Genomic DNA, 23841 nt, shown 5'->3' with positions numbered 1-23841 from the left:
CAGAGTAAAATTCAGGAGTTAAAAAATGGAGCCTAGTGATTTTGTAGAAGGAGCAGTAGTAGCAGCACTAGCAGGAGCAGTAGTAGCAGCAGTAGCAGGAGCAGTAGTAGGAGGAACAGCAGGAGCAGTAGTAGGAGCAACAGCAGGAGCAGTAGTAGGAGGATCAACAGTATATAATAATTTCAAAAAGCAACAAGAGGAACAATCACTACTGACAAATGGTAGCGAAGAATCTAGAGAATATAACCCCGATCATCCTTCATATTCTACAGTTCAAGAGCGCACATTACAAAGACAACAACAGACACAGACTCCGAGAGAAGAACTTAGACAGCCTTATCCTAATCCTCCATCTCCTACAGTTCAAGCTCCTCCAACTCAAAGAATTACTAAACAGTATTTAGTTTTAGTAGTTTCTGCGTCACAAGCAGATTTACTTGAATCACTCCAAACAAAAAGACGAATTGATATTACTGATGGAGAAGCACTGTACGAAATCACGAAATATTTATGGCTAGGTTCTGAAACTGATTTCAATCAAAGAATAGCTAGTATCGATCAGTATTCAGTATCAAAAGGAGAAGAATCAGAATATGATATTTACTTAGTCTATATTGAACTAAATCAAGCTGACGAAAGATTTAAGTCAAATGTAGATCAAGTCGATAGATATGACGCTTTTCGTAACTTAGCTGATGCTGATTTAGAAGTTAAGTTTGAAAGATCGCTTAGATTGCAAATGGAAGCCTACGGAAACTTTGACGTTTATAATCGCTAAACATAGTAATTCAAATGTTAATTGATACCACTCTTTTAGTTAACAATCCCGAAATCATCCAAGGTTTGTTAAATGGCTCAATGCAACGCTACGGAAGCGTTATTAGATGGGCTGCGGGTACAGAAAATGCTGGTCAAATTGTCCGCCATTTAGCCGAAACGCCCGGACTGACTAGCAAGCTGATGACAGTTCCATTTTCTCCCATCTTGGGAGGAGTTGATGTTATTGGTCATGGGCTTAGCTATCATAAATTAATGGGTATTGAAAAAACCCTGTCCTCAGTGATGGGGTTAACTCAAATTACTGCCGCCGCAAGTGTTTTAAACCTTGGTGTTAGTATTGCTGGCTTTGCCTATATGGGCTATAAACTGCACCAAATACAAGAAAATTTAGGTCACATTCAACAGTCAATGGAAGAAGGATTTAACCGAGTTGAAGCGGGCTTAAATCGGATTGAAAATAACTTAATAGCAGGTTTTAATCATATTGATAATCGCTTAAATCGTGTTGACGAGGGCTTAGATATTATTTCTGGACAATTGGCATATCTGTATTTATTGGTAGAAGATAGCCGCCAAAAGCAAAAAAGCCTTGCTAAAGCTATTTCCCATGTTCATCAAGCCATGCTAATTAAAGAAATTGCAGCTTTAAAAGCTGAAATTGACGAGCGCTCTCGTTTTCCTGATGAATCACCGAGATCGGCCATTAAAACAGCTTCCCGTGTGGGATTATTTCTCAGTAATCAAGCAATGCAAGCTACCCCAGAATTAGATGCTGAAATTATGCTTAATGCTGATGTTTCTATTCAAGGTTGGGCTGTAGCCGTAGCAACAGAAGCCAATCTTCTCTTAGAAATAGGGAAACATCAAGAAGCTAAAGAATTACTGGCCTTACAAATCCCCCAATTTAAACAAGTCGCGGAAAGATGGGGTAAGGCACTAATCAATGATGAAAACCCTTATCTATCTACTGCTTATCGCTTTACTAATTCTCGGTTTAAAAACCATATTACCTCAGAACGAGTAGAACGAATTACGGAAATATCACCAAGCGATCGCACTTTATCTCCTGACCAAATCCGAGGCAAAAAAAATTATGTTGATGTAGAGTTTGAAATGTCCTATAGTTCTGCTAAATTTGATCAAACATGGACACATCGCCAAATTGCTGTAGCTGAATATTTGGATGGGTTGAGTGAACTTTTAGCAAGATTAGAGGGTTTAGAATCGTTTGCAAATCTGTGCGAAAGTAAAGGTGTTAAAAGCAGCCGTGAAATTCTGCCTGGGCCAGACACTGAACCGGGCATATACATACTACCCAGCACATAGGGTAGGGTGCGTCAGAAGCCCAAACCCTTATTTTATCAATCTATAACTTGCTCTGACGCACCCTACAAATGACTGATAACTATAACGTTTTAATTTTCTCAATCACCCAATCAAAAGTTTGCATAACTTGCTGGAGGGCAGATTCGTCTTGCAAAGTAAACAAAGCCAGACTCGGTGACCTTCTCTCACCCGGTTCTATAGGCAGCGACAGACCTATCGAACTCAGCTTACTTCTCAATTCCAGCCAATTTTGTTCCGCATTAAAAGGCGGCTGGGAACCATAATTATCAGCAGAAATCTCCATTCTGCCAGCAATATCTACAGTGAATAACTGATAGGGTTTTCTTCCCTTTTGAGGCAATTGAGCGGCGAAACCGCCGTAGGCGTCCCCCGTTCCCCAGTGGATTTGAACTTCGGGTTCTTGACTTTTTGCCCACAAGTAAATTGCTTTTGCCATTTGCGCCTCGTCCGCGCCTCGTCTAGCTTTGATTTCCGCAAAAAATGAAGATTCATCCCAGCGCCTTCTTTCGCGCGTTGCGCTGGATTTTTTCTGCTGTGCTTCCGCTGTCTGACCGATCACTCTGGGAACCAGCGTTTTCAAACCGTCTTCACTTACATACTGCTTAATTTCCAGGGCCAAAACTTCAACCGGGTCCATTTGTTCGTTGAGAAATTCCACAACTCGGCGCATTTCAGCGGAAATCTCGTCAGCTACAAACACTAAGCGAACTTTACCCGCTTGCAAATTAGTTTTAACCTTCTGCCAAAATCTTTCTTCATTACCATTTGCACCGAGAAACTCTTCAAAAATCTGTTCGGGATCGCGACCCCGATCGCGACAATTAGCTTCAAACAGAGCAATAATTGAATCGACAGGCCAGTAAACCAACGCATTAGCAGCATAGTCGATCGACTGACCCAAAACTTTTTGCCGCAGTTCGGCATTAGGAGTTCGCCTGACATCCACCAAAGTAGGAACTGCATTTTGGTCGAGAAACAAATGATCCAGCGACCACTGCACCGCTGTTTCCTCATCGCTGGGTGCAGCTTCCCGCGAAATTAACAGCCACCTCCGCGCCGTCGCCCGATCGATTTGGTCTCCCGCGATCAAATTGGGATAAGTTACTAGCAAGTCTTGTAACTGGTCTTCCGAGTCGTAGGGCTGTTCCATCATTTCTACCAGCCTGTCGTCGTCCTGAATCAGATAAATACCTCCAGCCATGCAAGCCCACCTACTTAATTTTAGATTTTAGATTTTAGATTTTAGATTTTAGATTTCAGGCTTAGTTATTAGTCTTCAGTCTTCAGTCCGCAGCCAATGACTTCTGAAGGCGGAAGGTATTGGTCAGACTTCAATAAAAGTTTTGAATTCAATAATTTTTATTGTTTGTTGATTCAACAAAAAATCCCTTCTGACTAATGACTGATGACTAATAACTAATGACTAATGACTAATGACTAATACAACCAGTAAATACTCGCTGTGCCGGCCCGGTCATGTAAATTCGCCCAGAAACTTCTGCCCATTCGATTTCCAAAACGCCGCCGGGGAGTTCAACTGCAGTTGCCCGATCGCACTTCCCTACCAATACCCCAGCTACCACAGCAGCACAAGCACCAGTCCCACAAGCTAGAGTAACACCCGCGCCTCTTTCCCACACCCGCATTTTTACATAGTCCGAACGTACCACTTGAATAAATTCCGTATTTGTACGCTGCGGGAATGCTTTGTTGTGCTCGAATTGAGGCCCGACAGTTTCTAAAGCAACAGCCACAACATCCTCTACAAAAGTAATGCAGTGAGGATTGCCCATGCTGACGCAGGTAACAGACCAAGATTTATCAGCAACTTCGATCGGCACATCTATAACTTTGGCATCCGGTGCAGCCAAAGTTGTTGGAATTTCCGCCGCCAGCAGCCGGGGCACTCCCATATCCACCTTCACCTGACCGTCCGATCGCAATTCCGGGGTAATCACACCAGCCAGAGTGTGGATTCGGTACTGAGTTTTCGCCTCTGACCCTTCCAAATCGGCGATAAACTTAGCCAAACAGCGAATTCCGTTGCCGCACATTTCCGGTTCCGAACCGTCGGAGTTAAAAATCCGCATCGTATAGTCAGTGTCGTTTTGACCCGGAAGAGCAAATATCACACCGTCTGCGCCAATCCCGAAATGTCGATCGCACAAATCCACAGCTTGTTCTGGCGTGATCACCGGTTCTGACGAGTGGCGGTTGTCAATCAGAATAAAATCATTTCCCAGTCCCTGATACTTCGCAAACTCGATCGGCATAAAAACAAACCTCTTTTGGTTAAAACTGATTAGACAATTTGATTACCAAATTACCCAGTTCCCAGTATTATAAAACTTTATGCAATTTATAGTCCTTTCTACTGAAATATAAACAAATATAATTTTTCTAAATCTACAGAGATATCTAATTAATGCTGATGTCAATGGCTCAATTAAGATCGGTATAAAACTAGCTGCCAAGCGGTTTCTCTCTCATCGTGTAGACGCGCTTGTAGTTGGGGGACTAAGGGTTAAACGGTATAAACAGAAGAATATGGTTTAAGGTAATATTTGACTATATTTTTCTGAACTATGTCTGAATTTGAAACCGGATTGCCCAGCGTTCGCTTAATACAAAGCTACATCAAAGACAAACAACAGGTGGAGATCAAACTCCTGACCGGCGACTTACTAGCGGGCAGAATTTTTTGGCAGGATAATAGCTGCATTTGCGTCCTCGATCCCTCAGAAACACAAATTCTGATCTCGCGGCCAGCAATTGCTTATCTCAAACCCAACGGCTGAGGAGGCGGGGAGAGTGGGAGAGTGGGAGAGTGGGAGAGGGGAAAAATCTTCCCTCTTCCCTCGAACCTCTTCCCTCGAACCTCTTCCAAATTCGGTCTTCCTGACCTCCGTTACATCCGTTACAGAATCCGTTGCCGAACTTCCCTAATCGCTAAACAGCTTTTCGCTGACTTGGGCCTTGACCAAAGGCAGCTTTAAAGCAGGTTGCGGCACAGGCGGTGAGGCCGTCCGCTGCATCAAGCCGAGCTCGTAGAAGCCGCCGCACAGCAGCAAACGATCGCCTTCTTGCAAATTGCTAGTTCCGTCGGGCCAGCGAGTAAATTTCCCTTCCCGGCGGATCGCCCGCACCTGCACCCCGTACTGGGTCAGCCAATCTACCTCTGACAGTTTTTTGCCCGCCCAAGGGCTCTTTGCTGGTAGCCTCAGCCACTGGCAAGAACTGTCGCCCTGCGGTACTGCAACTTCCCCCTTCGCCAGCAACTCAAAACTGATGAGTTCTTCCGGTTCTCCTACTACAAAAAGTCGATCGCCCGGCTGCAAAGCTGTCTTCCCGTTGGGATAATCAATTTCCTCGCCATTCTCGCGGACGATCGCCATTACGCTGACGCCTGTCAACTGCCGCAAGTTAGTTTCTTCCAGAGTCATGCTGGCAATGGGAGAACCTGACGGCAAGCTGTACCACTCGCTGTTCATATCTCGAACCGCCACTTTCAAATCCCGCGAAACCGCCAAAGGTTCGCGCGGTGGCCGCAATTCCAGATAGCGGCTGCTGCGAATTTGCTGCACATCCCGCGCGATCGCCATTGCCGAGAGTCCCATGCCAGCCAGCAAGTGGGAAGACAGTTCTAAACTGGCTTCAAACTCCGGCTGCACGACTTCCCAGGCCCCCAGTTGGTAAAGCAGTTCGATGTCTTTATCTTGGTTCGCGCACACCACAATATCCAAATCCGGGACTAATTCTAAAGCCCGCTTCAGACATAAGCGAGTGCTCATGGGATCGGGAAGGGCGATCGCCATTGCTTTTGCCCGTTCCACCCGCGCGGCTTCCAATACGTGCAAGCTGGCAGCATTTCCGTAAATGTAAGGAATTCCTTGCATTCTGCAATCTTGAATTCTACTTTCTGACTCATCGATTACCACCACTGAACAGTTGCGGCTTTGCAGCATTTTGACTAAAATTCTGCCAACTCGCCCATAGCCGCAAACCACAACATAATTTTGTTCCGGCAAAGTTTCAGCTATTGCCACAGGTTGAGATGTTTCGTCAAAATAGCGCTGCAAAGGCCCGAATTTTTCCGCCCATTTCAATAACTGCGGCACGCTTCTCAACACAAACGGAGTCAGCACGAGGGTGACGGCTGTCGTTCCTAAAATTAACAGGTAAACGTTCCGCGAAACCAGCCCCATAGCTTGGCCGGAACTAGCGAGTACAAAGGAGAATTCTCCTATTTGAGCTAAGCCCAAACCTGCGATTAATGCTGTTTTTAGCGGATACCCAAATAGTCGGACGATCGGCGTTATAATCAAGAATTTGCCGACAAATACTATAAATACCAGTCCCAGAATTACTTCTAGATGGTTCCACAGAAACATCGGGTCAATTAACATTCCGATGGTGACAAAAAATAAGGATGCAAAAATATCTCGCAAAGGCTCGACATAAGTTAGAGTTTGGTCGGCATATTCCACCTCCGAAATCATTAAGCCCGCCACAAATGCGCCCATCTCGATCGAAAAACCCAAATATTCTGTCAGTAGCGCAATCCCTAAAGCCAAAACCACAACTCCCAGCAAAAACAGTTCCCGGCTTTCTGTTTGCGCGAGGTATCGCAGCAACTGCGGTACCATCCAAATGCCGGCGACTACAGCACCTATAGCAAATAACCCGATCCGCAGCAGGGCCCACGCTACCGTCATGCCGATCTCTTCTGCTGGCTGATTGAGGGCCGGCAAAACTGCTAGCATTAGCCCCAAAGCCAAATCTTGAACTACTAATATTCCCAGCATGACTTGACCGTGCGAAGTACCGGATTCATTGCGCTCCATCAAGCACTTGAGTACAACTGCAGTCGAAGAAAGCGACAGAATCGCTCCTAAAAACACGCCTTGGGCGGGCGATTCTACCCAGCCTACAGCCAAGGAAATTGCAGTAGTAATGGCGATCGTCAGCACAATTTGCAAGCTCCCTCCGCCCAAACTAATGGCTTTTACTTTCTGGAGTTCGGCGAAAGAAAATTCCACTCCCAAGGCAAACAACAGAAAGGCAACCCCAAATTCAGCCAGGGTGTCTACCTGAATTAATTCTTTAATCAGCCCCAAACCGGCAGGCCCAACTACGATCCCTCCCAGCAGGTAGCCGAGAATTACCGGCTGTCGCAAGAGCGATGCAAAGAGTCCTCCTGCTGCGGCAGCAGCGAGAACTAGAACTAAGTCAACGATCAGTCGGAAGTCTTCTTGCACAAGTTTATGAAAAAAGTATAAAGTTATATTATAGTGTCTAATGTGTTGACTCTGTTTAGTGGGTTGACTGTAGTTGGGGAGCTAGGACAACTGCAACTATAGAACCAGGTATTTTCTGATACCAAAGAGTTTCACTGCTCAAAAAAACCTTAACCTCTTGCAATTTGAGCGAGAGATTGCGCCTTTATTGGGGGTAATGTTTCACCTCAACGAGAGGAGCGCGGTGAGATTAAATCAAGTTACTTTTTTTAATCTATTTCTGACGGGGTGGAGTGATTTTAATTACCTTTTTGTAGTGAGTGGTTTTCTCAGGGTGTACGTTCACAGATCGGCGATCGGTAAAAAGGATTAGTTAAAATCGTTTTTATTTATTCAAGCCCTGCTTGCGGATTTACTCGATATACTGCATAATTACTCAGGCACTTTGGTGTTTTTTTCTAGTAATCCCCCGTTTTGCTAACAATAAAAATTTAGGTTTTAGACAAGTAATTTTGTCGTGGCTCTTGATACCTCAAAATGACAAGCCCATTCGAGATGTAGGTTGGACAAAGCTGCTGTCGCACCTGTAAAGACTGCGCTAGAGGCGATCGACTCCCTAACTGTAGGACACCCGTATTTGCTCGGTCACGAACTGAGCATTGTCGATTTCTACCTAATTCCAGTCTTCACCTACCTATCCCAGACCGCAGAGTACGAAGCAACGATCACGCCAACTTCAAAGCTGCGGACTTGGTGGAATAAAGTCAGTCAACTTCCCAGTGTGAAGGAAGTCTGTGCTTGACATCTGTACACTTTATAAATCAGGGCTTTACAACCATGTCGCATTTATTTGAGCCATTGGATCAACGTGGCGTTAGCTTCCGAAATCGCATTGCAGTTTCTCCCATGTGTCAATATTCAAGCGTTGATGGGTTCGCGAATGATTGGCATCTGGTTCATCTCGTCAGTCGAGCCGTAGGAGGGGCAGGGCTGGTTATGACTGAAGCAGCGGCAGTCGAGCCTGAAGGACGAATTACGCCGCAAGATTTGGGAATCTGGCAAGATGCTCACATTGAAATGTTGGCGCGAATCGTCGAGTTAATTCACCGCAATGGTGCGGTTGCTGGAATTCAACTTGCTCATGCAGGTCGAAAAGCCAGTACAGCAGCTCCGTGGGATGGCGGCGATGTGCTATCGGAATCTCAAGGAGGATGGACTTCGATCGCCCCTAGCGCCATTCCATTTGAACCCGGTACCCCCGCCCCGATCGCTCTGAGTATCGAAGACATTCAGAAGCAGACGACACTCTTTGTCAGCGCAGCCCAACGCGCCCTCGAAGCCGGATTTGATCTAATAGAAATTCATGCGGCTCACGGCTACCTACTGCATGAATTTATGTCTCCCTTGAGCAATCAACGGACAGATGACTATGGTGGCAGTTTTGAGAATCGCATCCGGTTTTTATGTGAAGTCGTAGAAGCGGTGCGAAATGTTTTGCCCGATCGAACACCGCTTTGGGTTCGTATCTCTGCAACCGATTGGCTTCCAAATGGTTGGGACATTGAACAAAGTATTGTACTCAGCTATAAATTAAAGTCACTGGGCGTTGATTTAATCGATTGTTCCTCAGGCGCAATTGTACCGGGTGAAAAAATTCCGACGGGTGCAGGTTATCAAACTACCTTTGCCGATCGCATTCGACGCTCCGCCAACATCGCCACCGGAGCCGTTGGTATGATTACTGCACCCGCGCAGGCTGACCACATCATCCGTACAGGTCAAGCAGATATGGTATTACTTGCCAGAGAAATGCTGCGCGATCCTTATTGGCCGATGCGGGCTGCGAAGCAACTACGTCAATCCGTGCCTGCTCCCGTTCAATACGCTCGCGCTTGGTAATTAAGCGGATTTGCGATCGGTTTTACACAGATCCACTAGGAGTCCCTTTTTTAGTGTTTCTGTAAACCAGTCGCTCAATAAAGGCTTGTTTGATTCTGCGATCGTCTCCTGTACAAGGCACGTTCTCATCGCCGTGACATCAGCCGATTTAATCAACTAACAGGAGTGAATATGTCTGAGATTCAAAACAAGGTTGTCATCATTACTGGAGCAAGTAGCGGTTTAGGTGAAGCCACCGCTCATCGTCTAGCTGCCAGCGGAGCCAAACTGATGCTTGCTGCCCGTCGCGAAGATAGACTCAAGGACTTGGTGGCTGCAATCGAAAAAACAGGTGGCACCGTTGCCTATCGAGTCACCGATGTTGCCGATCGCTCCCAGGTGCAAGCATTGGCGGACGCAACGCTGGAAACCTATGGACGCATTGATGTGCTGGTTAACAATGCGGGTTTAATGCCACTGTCTCCCCTTGACCAAATTAAGGTGGAGGAGTGGGATCAAATGATTGATGTCAACATTAAAGGCGTACTTTACGGCATCGCAGCAGTGCTGCCGACTATGCGCCAACAGAAGTCTGGGCACGTAATCAACTTGTCGTCTGTTGCAGGACATAAAGTATTTCCGGCGGGGGCAGTTTACTGTGCTACCAAGTATGCAGTGCGAGCCATTTCCGAAGGGCTGCGGCTGGAGTCAAACGGTGAAATTCGTTCTACCAACATTTCACCCGGTGCAGTTGCGACTGAGTTGACCAGTACCATCACCCATGGTGATACGGCATCAGGGGTGAATCAGTTGTATTCAGTCGCCATTGATGCCGATGCGATCGCCCGGGCGATTGCCTATGCCATTGAGCAGCCCGGTGATGTGGATGTCAACGAAATGATCATCCGTCCGACTCGTCAGGAGTTGTGAAGTGGGGCGCATGAAAGTCGATCGACTCAACTGAATTTAACCCAATGGCTCAACGGGAGAGCGAATGGCTGGTGAAATGCACTACATTCGAGGTTGCACAGGTAAGCCGTTGCTGCTAATTCATAGTTGGGTCCGAAGCTGGCGATCGGGGTATCCCATCCTCAACGATCTTCCGACTAAACGCGATCAGCTTGCTTACGAATAACTCAGCAAGGTGCGTCGGTGGGTTCGATCGCACATCCCCTCGCGATCGGTTGGCACTCCCAATTCGTTCCTCTGAGTGCATCGTGGTGTCGATCGCACCTTCCCCCCTCCAATCCAACAATCTAATCAATCTAGCAACCATAATATCGGATAATTGTAAAGCAATTCACCAAGCCAACAGCATGAGTATTGACCAATTAAACACAGACTACGGCATTGCCGGGAACCTCACCTTCGCCACGGGAAACGGTGGTTTCCCGATGATTCACATCGACAACGGTCAAGCCAAAGCCTTAATTTCTGTGTATTCCGGTCAAGTGCTCTCCTTTCAACCAGCCACCGAAACCACAGACTTGATGTTCCTCAGCGACAAAGCCTACTATGCCGAAGGGAAAGCCATCAAAGGCGGTATACCCATCTGTTGGCCTTGGTTTGGCCCAGATCCCGAAGCCTTGGGGCGTCCGAGTCATGGGTTTGTGCGGAATCGCCTCTGGAATGTGCTAGAAACCGCCACAACCCCAGACGGCGCAACCAAAGTCACTATCGGGCTCAAGGATAACGATGAAACTAGAGCAATTTGGCCCCAAGCTTTTGAACTGGCGATCGAGATTACGATCGGCACCAGCCTCACTGTAGAATTAATCACCCGTAATCTAGGCGACAAAGCATTTCCCCTCACCCAAGCTTTCCACACCTATTTTCAAGTGGGCGATATCAACCGCGTGCAGGTTTTAGGCTTAGAAAATAGCCAGTATCTTGATAAGGCTGATGGTGGTGTCGAAAAAACTCAAGTGGGTGCAGTGGTAGTAACAGGTGAAGTCGATCGCATTTATCTTGATGTCACCAATGAATTAGTCATTGACGATAGCGCCCTCAATCGTCGGATTCGCATTAAATCATCGGGTAGTAAATCCGTCGTAGTGTGGAATCCTTGGGTGACAATTTCTGCAAATATGGCCGATCTTGATGATGCAGATTATCAGCGTTTACTGTGCGTAGAAACGACCAATGCAGCTACAGATATTGTGGAAGTTCCCCCTCATGGTGAGTTCCGCTTGCAGGCAATTTACAGCGTTGAACGCGACTAAGGAATTAGAGCTTAATTTTAGCGGTGATGGGGCAAAATTTATCAGTAAGCTGTTCAACATTTCAATTGGATATTTTGGGCGTTGCTCAAATCCCACCCACAAGACTGGGATTGTTTCTTTAAATACAACTTAAATGCCGATTAGCTGATTGAATTGAAAAACTCTGTCACCCTAATGACTAATAATACCAAATTCAAAATTTCTCCCCTGTTCATTTCTTAGTCCGCCCAGGAAGTTCGGCTAATCTGACTCGAACCGTCTAGCCGCAGACCAAAGTTTGTAAGATCGGTTTCAACCGCCGACTCCGATATTTTTACTTACCATCAATTATTATGCAAAACTTCAACTGGACAAAACTTCAAAATGGATCAGACATTCGCGGTGTCGCCCTCGATGGCGTTCCCAATGAAAAAGTCAACCTAACGCCCGAAATTGCGACAATTTTAGGTAAATCATTTGTCAGTTGGCTGGTGCAAAAAGTCAATAAGCCAGCGGCCGAATTAACGATCGCGATCGGGCGTGACAGTCGCCTATCAGGACCAACCTTAATGCAAGCAGTCATGGAGGGAATCGCCTCAGTTGGTGCAACTGTGTACGACTTTGATATGGCATCAACCCCCGCCATGTTTATGAGTACCATTACCCCTGGTTTTGATTGCGACGGCGCGATTATGCTCACTGCTAGCCATTTGCCATTTAATCGAAACGGCTTAAAGTTTTTTACCGCCAAAGGTGGGTTACAAAAACCGGATATTACAGACATCTTAACACTAGCCAAAAGCGATAGCTTTCAGCCAGCCGCATCGCCAGGTAACATTACAAAGCATGATTTCATCTCTGTTTATGCTAACCAATTTGTCACAAAAATTCGGGAAGCAGTCAATCACCCCGATAACTTTGAGAAGCCGCTGACAGGATTAAAAATTGTTGTGGATGCGGGCAATGGTGCTGGCGGTTTTTATGTTGATAAAGTCTTAAAACCTTTAGGTGCAGACACCACGGGTAGCCAGTTTTTAGAACCCGATGGCACTTTCCCCAATCATGTGCCAAATCCCGAAGATAAACAGGCAATGCAGTCAATTTGTCAAGCGGTAATTGAACATCAAGCTGATTTTGGGATTATTTTTGATACGGATGTCGATCGCAGTGCTGCCGTCGATCAAGTTGGCAAAGAACTCAATCGCAATCGCTTAATTGCCTTGATTTCTGCGATCGTATTACAAGAACACCCAGGCTCTACCATTGTCACCGATTCTATTACCTCCGATGGCTTGACACAATTCATCGAAAAAGATTTAAAAGGGATTCACCATCGCTTTAAACGCGGCTACAAAAATGTGATTGACGAGTCGATACGCCTCAATGAAGCCGGACAGGAATCATGGCTGGCGATTGAAACCTCTGGACATGGAGCTTTGAAAGAAAATTATTTTCTGGATGATGGCGCTTATTTGGTCAGCAAATTATTGATTGAATTGGCTAAATCAAAGCTAGCAAATCAATCTTTGCCAGATTTAATTGCGAATTTAAAAGAGCCTGAAGAAAGTGCCGAGTTTCGGATTAAAATGGGTGTGGATGATTTTAAGGCTCACGGCGATCTGGTTATTGAGCAACTGCAACAATTTGTCTCAATGCAAGCAGACTGGAAAATAGTTCCCAATAACTACGAAGGCCTGCGAATTTCCTGCAAGTCCGCTAGCGAATCCGGCTGGTTTCTGTTACGCTTATCACTCCACGATCCGGTGATGCCTTTGAATGTGGAGTCTAATGTTAAGGGCGGTGTTGCTCACATAGTGGCTCGGCTTTTAGCTTTTTTCCAAACCACAGAATCCCTTGATTTTTCGGCATTATCGACCTAAGTGTTACTCGTGTCAGACTATTAGTCAACCAAACCCAAGGAGGAATTTAATCATGTGGCTTTTAATCATAAAATGTTCTGCTGCAAGCTGGGATACCCATTCCAAAGCTTTCAAAGCGATCGCTGATAAATATCCGGCTACGCCTCTTTCTTCCAAAAAGATGAAAGGCGATGGTCAACGGATTATGGAATATCAGCTTGAGAATGTCAATGATGTAGAGGAATTTATGGAAGAATGCTTAACTTTAGATGGTTTCACCGCTACCTTTGAATCCCTATAATTCTAGGTGATCAGATTATAGCAAGTCTCAATTTTTATCTCATACCATTTTAGAGGTGAGATTTTAAAATTGGGAATCAATACTATTTTTTTGCCAAAAACAGGCTAAAATAACTAGAGAGTTTGAAGAAGGTTATCGAAAAGTAAACCGCAAAGAAAGAATTGATTTCACTGCTCTTGAGTTAAAAATAATTCTGTTGTAGCGGCATGAACTATAACTAATACTAATTGTTAAAAGTTATGTAATAGTACCTAGGACTGATAAAATATAATCATCCAGTTATAGATGAAGAGTGTTTCTGTTGAAACCTGGGTTCTCTTATATTTGTAATGGAAACTGTAGTGTGAGAGTCTGGCTGAAGCGGGCTTTGCTCCCCGCACTAAAGGAATTTTTATTGCGGATTGCTAGAGTTAGTCTAGATAGTTAAAAATATATCAGCGAGAGAAAGGTTAAGGACTGCTAGTGATGGTAATGACTGTGAATCGAGACAACTGCGGGCTAAGTACGGAAATAATCACAGGTCGGATTTTGCGGTGGGGGCAGTTGAAAGCAAACAAGCTAACCGCTAGTTCGATCGGGGGAATTGTTGCTGGCTTTCTAAGTTTTGCGCTGCCGGTGCAAGCTTTGCAGGTAGTTGTGACGCCGACAAATCCCGAACTGGGAGATACGCTGTCAGTAATGATTCAGGTTGACGGTAACGGCGGGGAAAGTCCCAAAGTTTCTCTACAACAAAAAAACTACCCCGCGTTTCCCATCGGCAACGGCCGCTTTCGGGCCTTGCTGCCGACGACGCCGGTAGAGAAACCCGGTGCCCGCCAAATCCAAGTCACAGGTGATGGACAAGTGCAGAAGTTGAGCGTACAAGTGCGCGCTCGAGATTTTCCGACTCAATCCATCTGGCTACCGCCTGGGAAAGACGAGGAAGGTACAGATGCTGAATTCGATCGCGTAGACGCATTTAAAGCACTGGTGACACCCGAAAAATTTTGGGACGGCAAATTGTTGCGCCCCAACTCCGGCGAAATTACCACGATTTACGGGGTGCGACGTTACTATAATGGGGTATTTGCTCAAGATTATTACCACCGCGGCGTTGATTACGCGGGTGCTTACGGTTCCGCTGTAGTCGCACCAGCAGCAGGTCGGGTGTCTCTAGTGGGACGCGAATCCCAAGGGTTCAAAATCCACGGGAATGTCGTTGGTCTTGACCACGGTCAGGGGGTAGCAAGTATTTTGATGCACCTCAGCCGGATTGATGTCAAGGAAGGCGATGTGGTGAAAGCTGGTCAAGTAATTGGTGCTTTGGGGTCAACGGGGGCTTCCACAGGCCCTCACCTGCATTGGGGACTTTACGTACATGGCCAGTCCGTCGATCCTGTACCTTGGCGGCTTCAGGGAGTTGAGTAGGAGTTTTTACAGGTTTTGACGGATTTATAGTCAATTATGGGGTAAGTTTGTGGCTAGGGTGTGCAGATAACTGTGATGGGTTATCAGTATTGAGTTAGGATTTGTATAAAATTTCTCAACTCAACTCTCAAAACTCGAATCTCAAGACGCTAACAATCGCGTCTTCACAAAACTTTATTGATGATGCCGTTGAGCGGGGACGCATATATGAGTATTGAAAAAATTGTTGAACAGGCTTTGCAGGATGGCTATTTAACGCCGTCTATGGAAGCTGAGGTGGGACGGATCTGCAATACGGCTTCGGAATTGTCGATCGAAGAGTACATGGCTCTCGATCGTCTGATGGGTTCTTTGTTGACTGGCGAAGTTGTAGTTCTGCCACGCAAACAGTTCATCAACGTGATGGAAGAGTTGGTACTCAGCGATGCGATCGCTAGGGTGGCAGAAATTGAGGCGACGAGCGACCTGAGTCTGGATGTGGGAGATATTGCAGCTTATGCTTTAAATAGGCTGCCACCTCTGTACGCTACGACGGAAGAGGGCGCTCACTTTCAAAGGGCTAGGGCTAAAGAGCAACTTCACGATTTGATTTCCAAAGAAGTCAACGCAGCGATCGCCCGTAACTTGGACAGACCCGACACCCCAAACCCGACAGCTTTGGGCAAGTCTTCTGGCAACGAGGTTCTTTCACAGCTAAGCACTTGGCTGCAAGCTAACGCCACTAATTTTGAACCCCAGCCTTAGTACCACCCCAACAGCTATATTGTGATTAAGTCGATCCCGCTCAATTCAGAAAGCGGGATTTTTAGTTTCTGAGCAACTAACATCTGAAGGCACAAGGCCGAAGCCAGAATTCAAGAAAAAAAATTAAAAATTTAAGAGTTTTTATTTGATGTAAAAAATAAAAAACTCCCTCTTTCTTCTTCCTTGTTCCTGACATCCGTTACATCCGTTAGAGAATCCGTTGCCGAACTTCCTTCTTCCTTCAAACGATTAATTGCTGCTGTCAGAAGACTCAGCGGAGGGGCCAGCGGTAACTTTTGTTTCTCGCTTTTCGCGTTTTTTCCGTTCCGCTTGGATGACATCTTGAAGCACTATTCGCGCTTGGGCCATTTTTTCCAAATTGCTGCGGTACAAATCTAAATCTTTGCTAACTTTGTCTTCTGGCAGGTGCAAGGCTACACAGACTTTGGCGATCGCGTTGTTTCGCGTTTCTTGGTCTTTTACCAAGTTAGGGTCAGCTTTTTCTAATAGCGAGAACAAACCGATCGCGAACAAGCGGCTGTACTTAAATTGAGGGTTGTTGGCGATCGCCCCTAAAGACGCTTGCAAATCCGCTGTATCTTCAAAGCTGGTCGAGCGATCGAGCCACGAGAGCAACTCTTGCCCGGAAAGTCTATCTGCCAAGCTTTCCAATCGCTGAGCGTCTTGCTTGTAGCGCTCTGGATCGTCTTCTAGGGACTTGCACAAAGCGTTAAAAATGGAAACTCTGTCGGCTTCTGGGGCGTACCCAAGCATGAATCTATCAAAAGCTGTCACTACACCCAAAGCATAAATCGGGTCGTATTGAAAATCGGCATTCGCCGAAAGCAAGTGCATTTCTACCATCAACTCTTCCACCACTCGACGGTAAATTGAGTTGATCGGTCGAGTGTGAATCGTATAGAAACTTCGCTTAGTATCTGAAACAGTACGGTTATTGTTCACCTGAGTCTTATAGATAAATAATTTTGCCGTAGCGGGCGTGCCAGCGCGGCGTGAGTAAAGTCGGGGGAGTCAATTCTGCGATCGGGCTGACAAAAAGTGCCAGTTTTTTTAAGCGTTGCCGCCGGATTGCGAGACAAAATTTTATCAAAAATATTTTACGCGCGATCGGTAGCAACAATTAATATGTCGCAATAGGAGGGAAAAACCCCAGTATCTTTACAATCATAGCTTAGCTGGGATCGCTCATAAATCTAATCTTCTGACTTGCCCAGCCTTGACAGGGTCTTAACTATCACAATAACTTTTCCTTGTCAACCCTAATCGTGAAAAATCAAACAAACATGACAATTTCTCCTGAATTAATAGCTTTAGCCCAGTACATGGCTGGCGAATTTGACAACCGGGAACAAGCGCTAGCAGACCCAGCTTGGTACGTCCACCTTCGTTTGTGGCAAAGACCACTACCGATTCCTTTATTTCCCGAACCCAGCATTGCCCTGTTTGCCGAACAAGCCAACATTCTGGAATTAGACAAGCCATACCGCCCCCGCATCGTGCAACTGAGGCACTCACAGACAGCGCCGGGACTTATCGAAGCTCAGTATTATATGTTCAACGACATTGCAGCCGTCAAAGGAGCCGGTTGCAACCCCGACTTGCTTGGAAAGCTAACGAAGGAGCAAATCCAACTCCTCCCCGGCTGCACCCTGTCGGTTGCAGTGCAAAATTTAGCCTCAAACAGCTATCGCTTTCGGGCATCTTTGCCGGAGGGCACTCGCTGCGGCTTTGCCTACGGGGGGCAAAATTACCAAGTAGACTTGGGATTTGAAGCCGCAGGCGAGGAATTTCTCAGCTACGACAAAGGAATAAGCCCCACGACAGGCAAGGCTATCTGGGGAGCTTTAATGGGCCCTTTTAGATTTGTCAAGCGTCAGGATTTTGCTGCTGAGATATTGGTTTGAAGCAAGAAGCAACAAGAAACAAGGAAGAAAGATTTAGCTATCTAGGATAGAAGGCAAGACTTTACCTTGACCTATTCTTCTACTTTAGTGTTTTGGTGAACCTCTCAACCTCTCAAGAAAGGAAGAAAGCATAAGGAAGCTGGCAATAATTTACCTGCTTCCTGTTCTTGTGCAGGGTTCCGGCGCTTTTTGTGAGCCTCAAGCTTAAATAGCGCTTACACCGCAACCGATGCAAGCGGGAGTGGTCAACTTGCGCGCGGCACCCCCTCTAGAGCTTCTTCTTCCGTTTCAAAGATTTCAAACACAGAATCCATCATGGTGACTTCAAACACCAGTTTGGCTTCGGGATGAACATTGCAAATGCGGAAACTTCCCTTAACTTTATCCGCATCCCGCATACCTGCTACAAGTGAGGTCAGGCCAGAGCTATCGATAAAGTTAACCTGACCAAGATTCACTACAACATGGCGGCTAAGTTTGGAAATACACTCTTGCAACTTGAGGCGGAATTGCCAAGCTGTAGTGATGTCCAACCGTCCTGTCGGTGCTAAGACGATAACTGTTGTACCGTCTTGAAGCGTGTGGGTTTTTTGATCAATATGAATCACTGACCCTTCCCTCAAATTTATTATCTATCGCGGTGGTTACTGTCCCAGTAGTTTAACTCAGGTCGGTGACTGCTGAGGCATCCAATTCGCCCAATCTTGCGGTTTTAAGAACTTGGAGTAGAGTTCGGCTTCGGGAGAGTTGGGTTCTGGCTCGTAAGAGTATTCCCAGCGTACCAAAGGTGGCAGGGACATGAGAATCGATTCGGTGCGTCCGTTGGTCTGCAAGCCAAAGGTCGTGCCTCGATCGTACACCAAGTTAAATTCAACGTAACGGCCGCGGCGGTAAAGTTGGAAATTACGCTCGCGCTCGCCGTATTCTTTCGATCGGTGCTTTTCAATAATAGGGGTGTAAGCCGGCAAAAAGGCCCGGCCGCAATCCTGTACGAAGCCGAACAGCGACTCCCAAGTTCTAGGTTCAGGCACGCCGATGTTGTTGCTGCACTCAGCGGCTTTGCCTTTGACATGATGGTCGCGGTAAAGCGCGCCTTGAGCGCTTTGGTAGTCAAAAAACAGGCCGCCCACGCCCCGGGTTTCTTGGCGGTGAGGGAGGTAGAAATATTCGTCGCACCAAAGTTTAAATGTCGGGTAATATCCGGGATGGTGGCGATCGCAAGCCGCTTTCAGAGTTTGGTGAAAATGAGCTGCATCCTCAGCCAACGGGTAATAAGGAGTCAAATCCACACCGCCGCCAAACCACCAAATCGGGCCGGCCTCAAAATAGCGGTAATTCAAGTGAACCGTAGGCAAGTAGGGATTGCGAGGGTGCAGCACCATCGAAGTGCCAGTTGCATAGAAATCGTGACCTGCGGCTTCTGGGTGCTTTGCCAGAATCAAAGCCGGCAAACTTTCGCCCCAGACTTGGGAAAAATTGACTCCCCCTTGTTCAAAAACATTGCCTTCCCGCATGACGCGAGAACGTCCGCCGCCACCTTCGGAGCGTTCCCAAGAGTCTTCCTTAAATTTGCCAACGCCATCGAGCTGTTCGAGGGATTGACAAATTTCGTCTTGTAGGGTTTTCATAAATTGGCTGACTCTAGCTCTAGAGTCAGCGGGTGGCAAAAACGGGGAAGTGGCGGTTTTAAGTGTTGTAGAAACTGTCATCCGATTTAAGATTTTAGATTTTAGATTTTAGATTGAAGAATCGCGACCACGGCTCAATTCGCGTATTGTGACTAAATTGCTTTCGGTCGTAGAAATTCTTGCCGAGCGCATTTGAGTTTGAGATTGACCGTGAGTCCCAAATCCTGTCGTCATGTAATTATGCCACCGCAGGTCTGCAAATGATCGCTATGAAGTTACATTAAAAAATAGCAATAAAAATATACTTAAACCTGCGATCGAAAATTCGCTAACCCAATTGCAGAGCTATGGTGGAGAACACAATGCCCAATACACTCGATGTTAGTTCAGTCTTAGAAATCCTGCGACCCGTGCAAGACCCCGAACTGCAAAAGAGTTTGGTGGAATTGAACATGATTCGTAACATAAAAATTGACGGCGGTGTCGTCAGTTTCACCTTGGTGCTGACAACACCTGCTTGCCCGCTGCGAGAATTTATTGTCGAAGATTGCCAAAAAGCGGTCAAACAGTTGCCAGGAGTCGAAAAAGTGGCGGTGGAGGTGACAGCCGAGACGCCGCAGCAGAAGGGAGTGGTCGATCGCCAAGGCATTGAAGGCGTTAAAAATATTATTGCAATTTCCAGTGGCAAAGGCGGCGTCGGCAAAAGCACGGTGGCGGTAAATGTGGCAGTAGCGCTGGCGCAAACCGGCGCTAAGGTGGGTTTGCTGGATGCAGATATCTATGGGCCCAATGACCCGACAATGTTGGGTCTGGGGGACGCGAAAGTGATGGTTAGGGACGGAAAAAGCGGTGAAAGCCTGGAACCCGCTTTCAACTACGGCGTCAAATTGGTGTCGATGGCGTTTTTAATTGACAAAGACCAGCCCGTGATTTGGCGCGGCCCGATGTTAAACGGGATCATTCGGCAGTTCCTCTATCAGGTGAATTGGGGCGATTTAGACTATTTGATTGTCGATATGCCTCCGGGTACTGGAGACGCGCAGTTGACAATGGCGCAAGCGGTGCCGATGGCTGGTGTCGTGATCGTGACCACGCCGCAGACAGTGGCTTTGTTGGACTCTCGCAAGGGTTTAAAGATGTTCCAGAAGTTGGGAGTGTCGGTATTGGGAATTGTGGAAAATATGAGCTATTTTGTGCCGCCGGATATGCCCGACAAGCAATACGATATTTTCGGTTCCGGTGGCGGGGAAAAGACTGCTGCTGAGTTGGGAGTGCCGCTGTTAGGCCGCATTCCGCTGGAAATTCCGTTGCGGGAAGGTGGCGATTCGGGGGTGCCGATCGTCGTGGGGCAACCGGGTTCTGCTTCAGCTAGAGAGTTGCGGGCGATCGCGGGCCGCATTGCCGGTAAAGTTTCCGTAGCAGCCTTAGCCTAACAAATTCTCGTTCCGAGGCTTTACCTCGCGTCTTCCTGTACACGAAGATTTGCCTAGTTCTCAGGCTCTGCTTGGGAACTAGAAACGAGAAAAGGTAAACTATAACCAGCAAACTTAACATTCAAAGAATTATGATTTTTCCAGGTTCGGCAGTTCGAGTTAAAGATAAGGGTGAGATTTACTACGCCTTTCAAGGACAAGTCCAGCGAGTTAGTGACGGGAAAGTCGCGGTACTGTTTGAAGGCGGCAATTGGGACAAGCTGATCACGTTCCGCTTGTCGCAGTTGGAACTTGTCGATGCTACGGCTGGTCGCGCGAAATAGTCAGCGGTCATTAGTCATTGGTAATGGGTAATGGGTAATTTGTAATTGCTAAAGTACCCAATACCAGGCTACTAACTGAAGACCCTTGAAACTAGCAAAAAACCAATGACTAATGACTAATGACTAATCACTAAAACTATGCGTTTACCTTTACCCCAATTTGCTACAAAAGAGCGCCATCCCGATCGCATAGCTGAGGTGATCGAGACGGCAACTTCGGAGTTTTTGGCTCAATGTTTGGAACCGGAAGACTTAAGCTTTCCCGTGATGCCGCCTTTTGGGAGTTGGGTGAAGGCCGAGGATGAAGAGTCGAAAAATCAAATTTACGGCGTGGTTTATTATGCCACGACTAGCCCGATCGACTCCGTGCACAGAGCTCGCGCTTTGGGTTTGTCGCTGGAAGAGTTGCGGGAAGAACAACCGCAGATTTTTGCAATGCTTAAAACCGAGTTTCGAGTGGCGATTGTGGGGTATGAGGCTGCGCCGGAAAGGTTGAACGGTCACGGCCCATCTAGAGGTAAAATTTATCAGTATTTGCCACCACGCCCGCCACAAATTCACCAAGCGGTTTATCGCTGCGAACCCGATGAGGTGATTGATTTTACCGTGCAGTTGGATTTTTTGAGGACGCTGCTGGGGGTGGCTAATGCGCCGGTGGAGGCGCTGACGGCGGCGGCGATTCGGGAGATTTATCAGTTGCGGATGCGCGATCGATCTTGGTTGGTGGAAGCGGGGAGGAGTTTGAGTGTTTTGTTGAAGGATGATTATGACAGATTGAGGGTGATTTTGAGTCAGATTCATCCGTAGGGAAAAGCTGAATAGTATGTTTGAGGCCGATCGTCAAATATTGAGGCGATCGCACCAGCAAAACTCTAATATTTGATGAGCCTTACAATTAAATTGAGAAGGAAGAAACGATCGCACTTAATTTAAAATGCGATCGCCCCCTTCAATTTTGCAGAACACTGCGTCTGATGTAAAAGAGCATTTTTGCCCAATTTAATCTAAAGAAACATAGCGGATTAAACTCCGCATGAGCTTGCTGATAGTCGGGGCAGGTAAAATCTGCGACCATTCTTGAACTGCTGCAAAACGACGCAAGTAGAGTGCGCTAACAATTTTATCGATTCCCTTGTGCGAGCCAATCACTAGGATCAGCACAGGTTCTCGGTTTGGTTCAGCAGGCACAGGATTTGGGTGCAAAGTCGGCGATGTCTGAATTTCGTTGATATCTGTGGAAACAAAAAGCTGTGTTTGAGTCATTGCGGTCGATCTCCTCGATCTCATTGGTGCTAATTGTCAACTAATCGCAGTGTAGCGCATTAGATGACAATCAGCAACGTTTACAGGAGCATGACTCTCTGACACAATCGGGAGCATGGGAAGAGCAGGTAAAGCCCTCAAAAAAATATTAGAGGCATACGATATCAGTCAATACCAATTGGCGGCAAAGATGGAAATCGATCGCTCAAACGTTAGCCGTTGGGTGAGCGAAGAACGAGACCCATCTGCCGAGGCGGTATTTGCGATTAAGCAAGCGTTGCAGACTTTCAATCGGGAGGCGGCTAATGAATTCGTCAGGTTGTACCTGGGAAATGGCGAGGAAAACGATTAGGTTATCAGGTGTGGATGAGACCTCACCGATCGGTCTTGCTGCATTCAAGGGCGATCGCCTATTAGTTTGCAATCATTTATTTAAAGCGAGAAAGATTATATGTGGGTAGAGATAACAGGGGTCAATCAAGTTCCCGAATGGGGTGTGTTGAAGGTAAAAGTTGAGGGGACTTCGCTGATTTTGAATCGTCAAGGGGTGAATGTCACTTGTTACCGCAATGCTTGCACTCATTTAGAATATCCGATCGACATGGGTAAGGTAAGCAGCGGTATCATTACTTGTCCGTTTCATAAGTATCAGTACAAATTAGATACTGGTAAATGTTTGAATGCACCCAGCGATGCCCTGGAATCTTATCCGGTAAAGATTGAGGGCGATCGCGTTTTTGTCGAGATAGATGAGTGATGATTCATGGATCAAATCCCCACTAGGCATGGAAAAACTAGAGATTGGAACAAAAAAGACTATGAAAAAATTAGGTTTGCGTTTTTCTGTGATGATGATGGTTGGCTTGGGAACAGTGACGATGGCGAGAAGTCAGCAAACACCACCACCGAGCAATAGCTATACTCAAACCGTGAAGCGGGAAGTCTTAGCGAGTGGTTATCCCAATGAGGCAGAAGGTCGAATTTTAGAATTAGTACGTTATACCATTCCTACTGGGGCAAAACTGCCACCTCATATTCATCCAGGGATGCAAATTGAAAAAGTTGAATTGGGGACGCTCACCTATAATGTTGTCAAGGGAACCGCGAAAATTAAACGCGCCAATGGTAAAGAAGAAACCCTAGACGCGGGCCAAACTACTCGTCTGACGGTGGGAGATTCTTTAGTTGAGCCAGGGGGCATGGTGCATTACGGTCAAAATGAAACAGAGGATCTGGTGATACTGATTTCCGCTTCTCTGTTTGATTCTCAGAAACCGAAAGCAATTTTGATCGAGCCTTAATCGACTTTACTGGTGCTTGGTGGTGGCGGCTTAAAGTTTTGAATGGGCATCGGGGGTTCATCTGGTTTCCGAGTAATTAACCACAATCAGATTTGATCGAGGGTGCGGACTGAAGTCCAAACGATCGAACCGTTGTTGTTAAGTAGTTAGACAGAATTAATTACACAAATACATAGTAGAATGATATTCCAGGCAAAATTATGAGTTAATTAGA

26 protein-coding genes are annotated in these 23841 nt (G+C 46.5%); 18 read left to right on the top strand and 8 right to left on the bottom strand.

Features of this window, described 5'->3' with window-relative positions; all coding sequences use genetic code 11:
* Positions 1–25 precede the first annotated feature (25 nt).
* Positions 26–778, top strand: coding sequence for a hypothetical protein (locus QUA24_RS19125; RefSeq protein WP_333231291.1), 753 nt, complete (start codon positions 26–28; stop codon positions 776–778).
* A 14-nt stretch (positions 779–792) separates the two neighbouring features.
* Complete coding sequence (locus tag QUA24_RS19120; RefSeq protein WP_333231289.1) at positions 793–2106, top strand: hypothetical protein; 1314 nt, start codon at positions 793–795, stop codon at positions 2104–2106.
* Positions 2107–2185: 79 nt separating this feature from the next.
* Here the strand turns inward: QUA24_RS19120 and QUA24_RS19115 are convergent, their stop codons facing one another.
* Both QUA24_RS19115 and dapF read right to left on the bottom strand, forming a co-directional pair.
* The gene (locus QUA24_RS19115; protein WP_333231287.1) at positions 2186–3328 is read right to left on the bottom strand and encodes a hypothetical protein; all 1143 of its coding nucleotides are present in this window, start codon (positions 3326–3328) and stop codon (positions 2186–2188) included.
* Between the two features lie 229 nt (positions 3329–3557).
* Positions 3558–4400 carry a diaminopimelate epimerase gene (gene dapF, locus QUA24_RS19110; protein ID WP_333231285.1) on the bottom strand — a complete coding sequence of 281 codons (843 nt, stop codon included), beginning with the start codon at positions 4398–4400 and terminating at the stop codon, positions 3558–3560.
* A gap of 312 nt (positions 4401–4712) precedes the next feature.
* Here dapF and QUA24_RS19105 point away from each other — a divergent pair, with 312 nt between their 5' ends.
* Positions 4713–4925 carry an Hfq-related RNA-binding protein gene (locus QUA24_RS19105; RefSeq protein WP_333231283.1) on the top strand — a complete coding sequence of 71 codons (213 nt, stop codon included), beginning with the start codon at positions 4713–4715 and terminating at the stop codon, positions 4923–4925.
* A 144-nt stretch (positions 4926–5069) separates the two neighbouring features.
* Here the strand turns inward: QUA24_RS19105 and QUA24_RS19100 are convergent, their stop codons facing one another.
* Entirely contained in the window at positions 5070–7385 is a 2316-nt protein-coding gene (locus QUA24_RS19100; RefSeq protein ID WP_333231281.1) for a cation:proton antiporter domain-containing protein, read from the bottom strand.
* Between the two features lie 541 nt (positions 7386–7926).
* On the opposite strand from QUA24_RS19100, the gene QUA24_RS19095 reads away from it, so the two are divergent.
* The 8 genes from QUA24_RS19095 (at position 7927) to QUA24_RS19060 (ending at position 15754) form a co-directional block, all read left to right on the top strand.
* Positions 7927–8166 carry a glutathione S-transferase domain-containing protein gene (locus tag QUA24_RS19095; protein ID WP_333231280.1) on the top strand — a complete coding sequence of 80 codons (240 nt, stop codon included), beginning with the start codon at positions 7927–7929 and terminating at the stop codon, positions 8164–8166.
* 35 nt (positions 8167–8201) lie between these two features.
* Complete coding sequence (locus QUA24_RS19090) at positions 8202–9263, top strand: NADH:flavin oxidoreductase/NADH oxidase (RefSeq protein ID WP_333231278.1); 1062 nt, start codon at positions 8202–8204, stop codon at positions 9261–9263.
* 171 nt (positions 9264–9434) lie between these two features.
* Positions 9435–10172, top strand: a complete 738-nt coding sequence (locus tag QUA24_RS19085) for an SDR family oxidoreductase (RefSeq protein ID WP_333231277.1) — start codon at positions 9435–9437, stop codon at positions 10170–10172.
* Positions 10173–10363: 191 nt separating this feature from the next.
* Positions 10364–11464: a D-hexose-6-phosphate mutarotase gene (locus QUA24_RS19080; RefSeq protein WP_333231275.1), complete on the top strand. Its 1101-nt coding sequence runs from the start codon at positions 10364–10366 to the stop codon at positions 11462–11464.
* Between the two features lie 332 nt (positions 11465–11796).
* A complete protein-coding gene (locus QUA24_RS19075; RefSeq protein WP_333231273.1) occupies positions 11797–13323 on the top strand; it encodes a phosphomannomutase/phosphoglucomutase in 1527 nt (508 codons plus the stop codon).
* A gap of 52 nt (positions 13324–13375) precedes the next feature.
* Positions 13376–13603, top strand: a complete 228-nt coding sequence (locus QUA24_RS19070) for a hypothetical protein (protein WP_333231271.1) — start codon at positions 13376–13378, stop codon at positions 13601–13603.
* A 465-nt stretch (positions 13604–14068) separates the two neighbouring features.
* Positions 14069–15010 (top strand): M23 family metallopeptidase, encoded by a 942-nt coding sequence (locus QUA24_RS19065; protein ID WP_333231327.1) that lies wholly within the window; start codon positions 14069–14071, stop codon positions 15008–15010.
* 207 nt (positions 15011–15217) lie between these two features.
* Positions 15218–15754: a late competence development ComFB family protein gene (locus QUA24_RS19060; protein WP_006631395.1), complete on the top strand. Its 537-nt coding sequence runs from the start codon at positions 15218–15220 to the stop codon at positions 15752–15754.
* A 249-nt stretch (positions 15755–16003) separates the two neighbouring features.
* Here QUA24_RS19060 and psb29 read toward each other — a convergent pair whose 3' ends face one another.
* Positions 16004–16717, bottom strand: coding sequence for a photosystem II biogenesis protein Psp29 (psb29, locus tag QUA24_RS19055; RefSeq protein WP_333231270.1), 714 nt, complete (start codon positions 16715–16717; stop codon positions 16004–16006).
* 7 nt (positions 16718–16724) lie between these two features.
* Positions 16725–16865 (bottom strand): hypothetical protein, encoded by a 141-nt coding sequence (locus QUA24_RS19050; RefSeq protein ID WP_333231268.1) that lies wholly within the window; start codon positions 16863–16865, stop codon positions 16725–16727.
* 193 nt (positions 16866–17058) lie between these two features.
* On the opposite strand from QUA24_RS19050, the gene QUA24_RS19045 reads away from it, so the two are divergent.
* Positions 17059–17679 carry a chromophore lyase CpcT/CpeT gene (locus QUA24_RS19045; protein WP_333231325.1) on the top strand — a complete coding sequence of 207 codons (621 nt, stop codon included), beginning with the start codon at positions 17059–17061 and terminating at the stop codon, positions 17677–17679.
* A gap of 245 nt (positions 17680–17924) precedes the next feature.
* Here the strand turns inward: QUA24_RS19045 and QUA24_RS19040 are convergent, their stop codons facing one another.
* Positions 17925–18287 carry an STAS domain-containing protein gene (locus tag QUA24_RS19040; RefSeq protein ID WP_006631392.1) on the bottom strand — a complete coding sequence of 121 codons (363 nt, stop codon included), beginning with the start codon at positions 18285–18287 and terminating at the stop codon, positions 17925–17927.
* 57 nt (positions 18288–18344) lie between these two features.
* Positions 18345–19388: an oxygen-dependent coproporphyrinogen oxidase gene (gene hemF, locus QUA24_RS19035; RefSeq protein ID WP_333231266.1), complete on the bottom strand. Its 1044-nt coding sequence runs from the start codon at positions 19386–19388 to the stop codon at positions 18345–18347.
* A 281-nt stretch (positions 19389–19669) separates the two neighbouring features.
* On the opposite strand from hemF, the gene QUA24_RS19030 reads away from it, so the two are divergent.
* The 3 genes from QUA24_RS19030 to QUA24_RS19020 all read left to right on the top strand — a co-directional run bounded on the left by QUA24_RS19030 (position 19670) and on the right by QUA24_RS19020 (position 21870).
* Positions 19670–20740, top strand: coding sequence for an Mrp/NBP35 family ATP-binding protein (locus QUA24_RS19030; protein ID WP_333231264.1), 1071 nt, complete (start codon positions 19670–19672; stop codon positions 20738–20740).
* A gap of 131 nt (positions 20741–20871) precedes the next feature.
* Positions 20872–21063, top strand: a complete 192-nt coding sequence (locus QUA24_RS19025; protein WP_015175937.1) for an NAD(P)H dehydrogenase subunit NdhS — start codon at positions 20872–20874, stop codon at positions 21061–21063.
* A 138-nt stretch (positions 21064–21201) separates the two neighbouring features.
* Positions 21202–21870: an HAS-barrel domain-containing protein gene (locus tag QUA24_RS19020; RefSeq protein WP_333061313.1), complete on the top strand. Its 669-nt coding sequence runs from the start codon at positions 21202–21204 to the stop codon at positions 21868–21870.
* 192 nt (positions 21871–22062) lie between these two features.
* Here the strand turns inward: QUA24_RS19020 and QUA24_RS19015 are convergent, their stop codons facing one another.
* Positions 22063–22326: a peptide ABC transporter substrate-binding protein gene (locus tag QUA24_RS19015; protein WP_333231263.1), complete on the bottom strand. Its 264-nt coding sequence runs from the start codon at positions 22324–22326 to the stop codon at positions 22063–22065.
* A gap of 115 nt (positions 22327–22441) precedes the next feature.
* Between QUA24_RS19015 and QUA24_RS19010 the strand changes: the two genes are divergently transcribed.
* From QUA24_RS19010 to QUA24_RS19000, 3 genes are all read left to right on the top strand, one after another.
* Positions 22442–22678, top strand: a complete 237-nt coding sequence (locus tag QUA24_RS19010) for a helix-turn-helix transcriptional regulator (protein WP_333173917.1) — start codon at positions 22442–22444, stop codon at positions 22676–22678.
* A gap of 99 nt (positions 22679–22777) precedes the next feature.
* Positions 22778–23083, top strand: a complete 306-nt coding sequence (locus tag QUA24_RS19005; RefSeq protein ID WP_333231261.1) for a Rieske (2Fe-2S) protein — start codon at positions 22778–22780, stop codon at positions 23081–23083.
* A gap of 61 nt (positions 23084–23144) precedes the next feature.
* A complete protein-coding gene (locus QUA24_RS19000; RefSeq protein ID WP_333231259.1) occupies positions 23145–23627 on the top strand; it encodes a cupin domain-containing protein in 483 nt (160 codons plus the stop codon).
* Positions 23628–23841 lie beyond the last annotated feature (214 nt).

The organism is Microcoleus sp. Pol12B5, from assembly GCF_036701335.1.
Lineage (GTDB): Bacteria > Cyanobacteriota > Cyanobacteriia > Cyanobacteriales > Microcoleaceae > Microcoleus.
The sequence above is the reverse complement of the archived record's forward strand: the minus strand, read 5'-3'. Positions and strand labels throughout refer to the sequence as shown.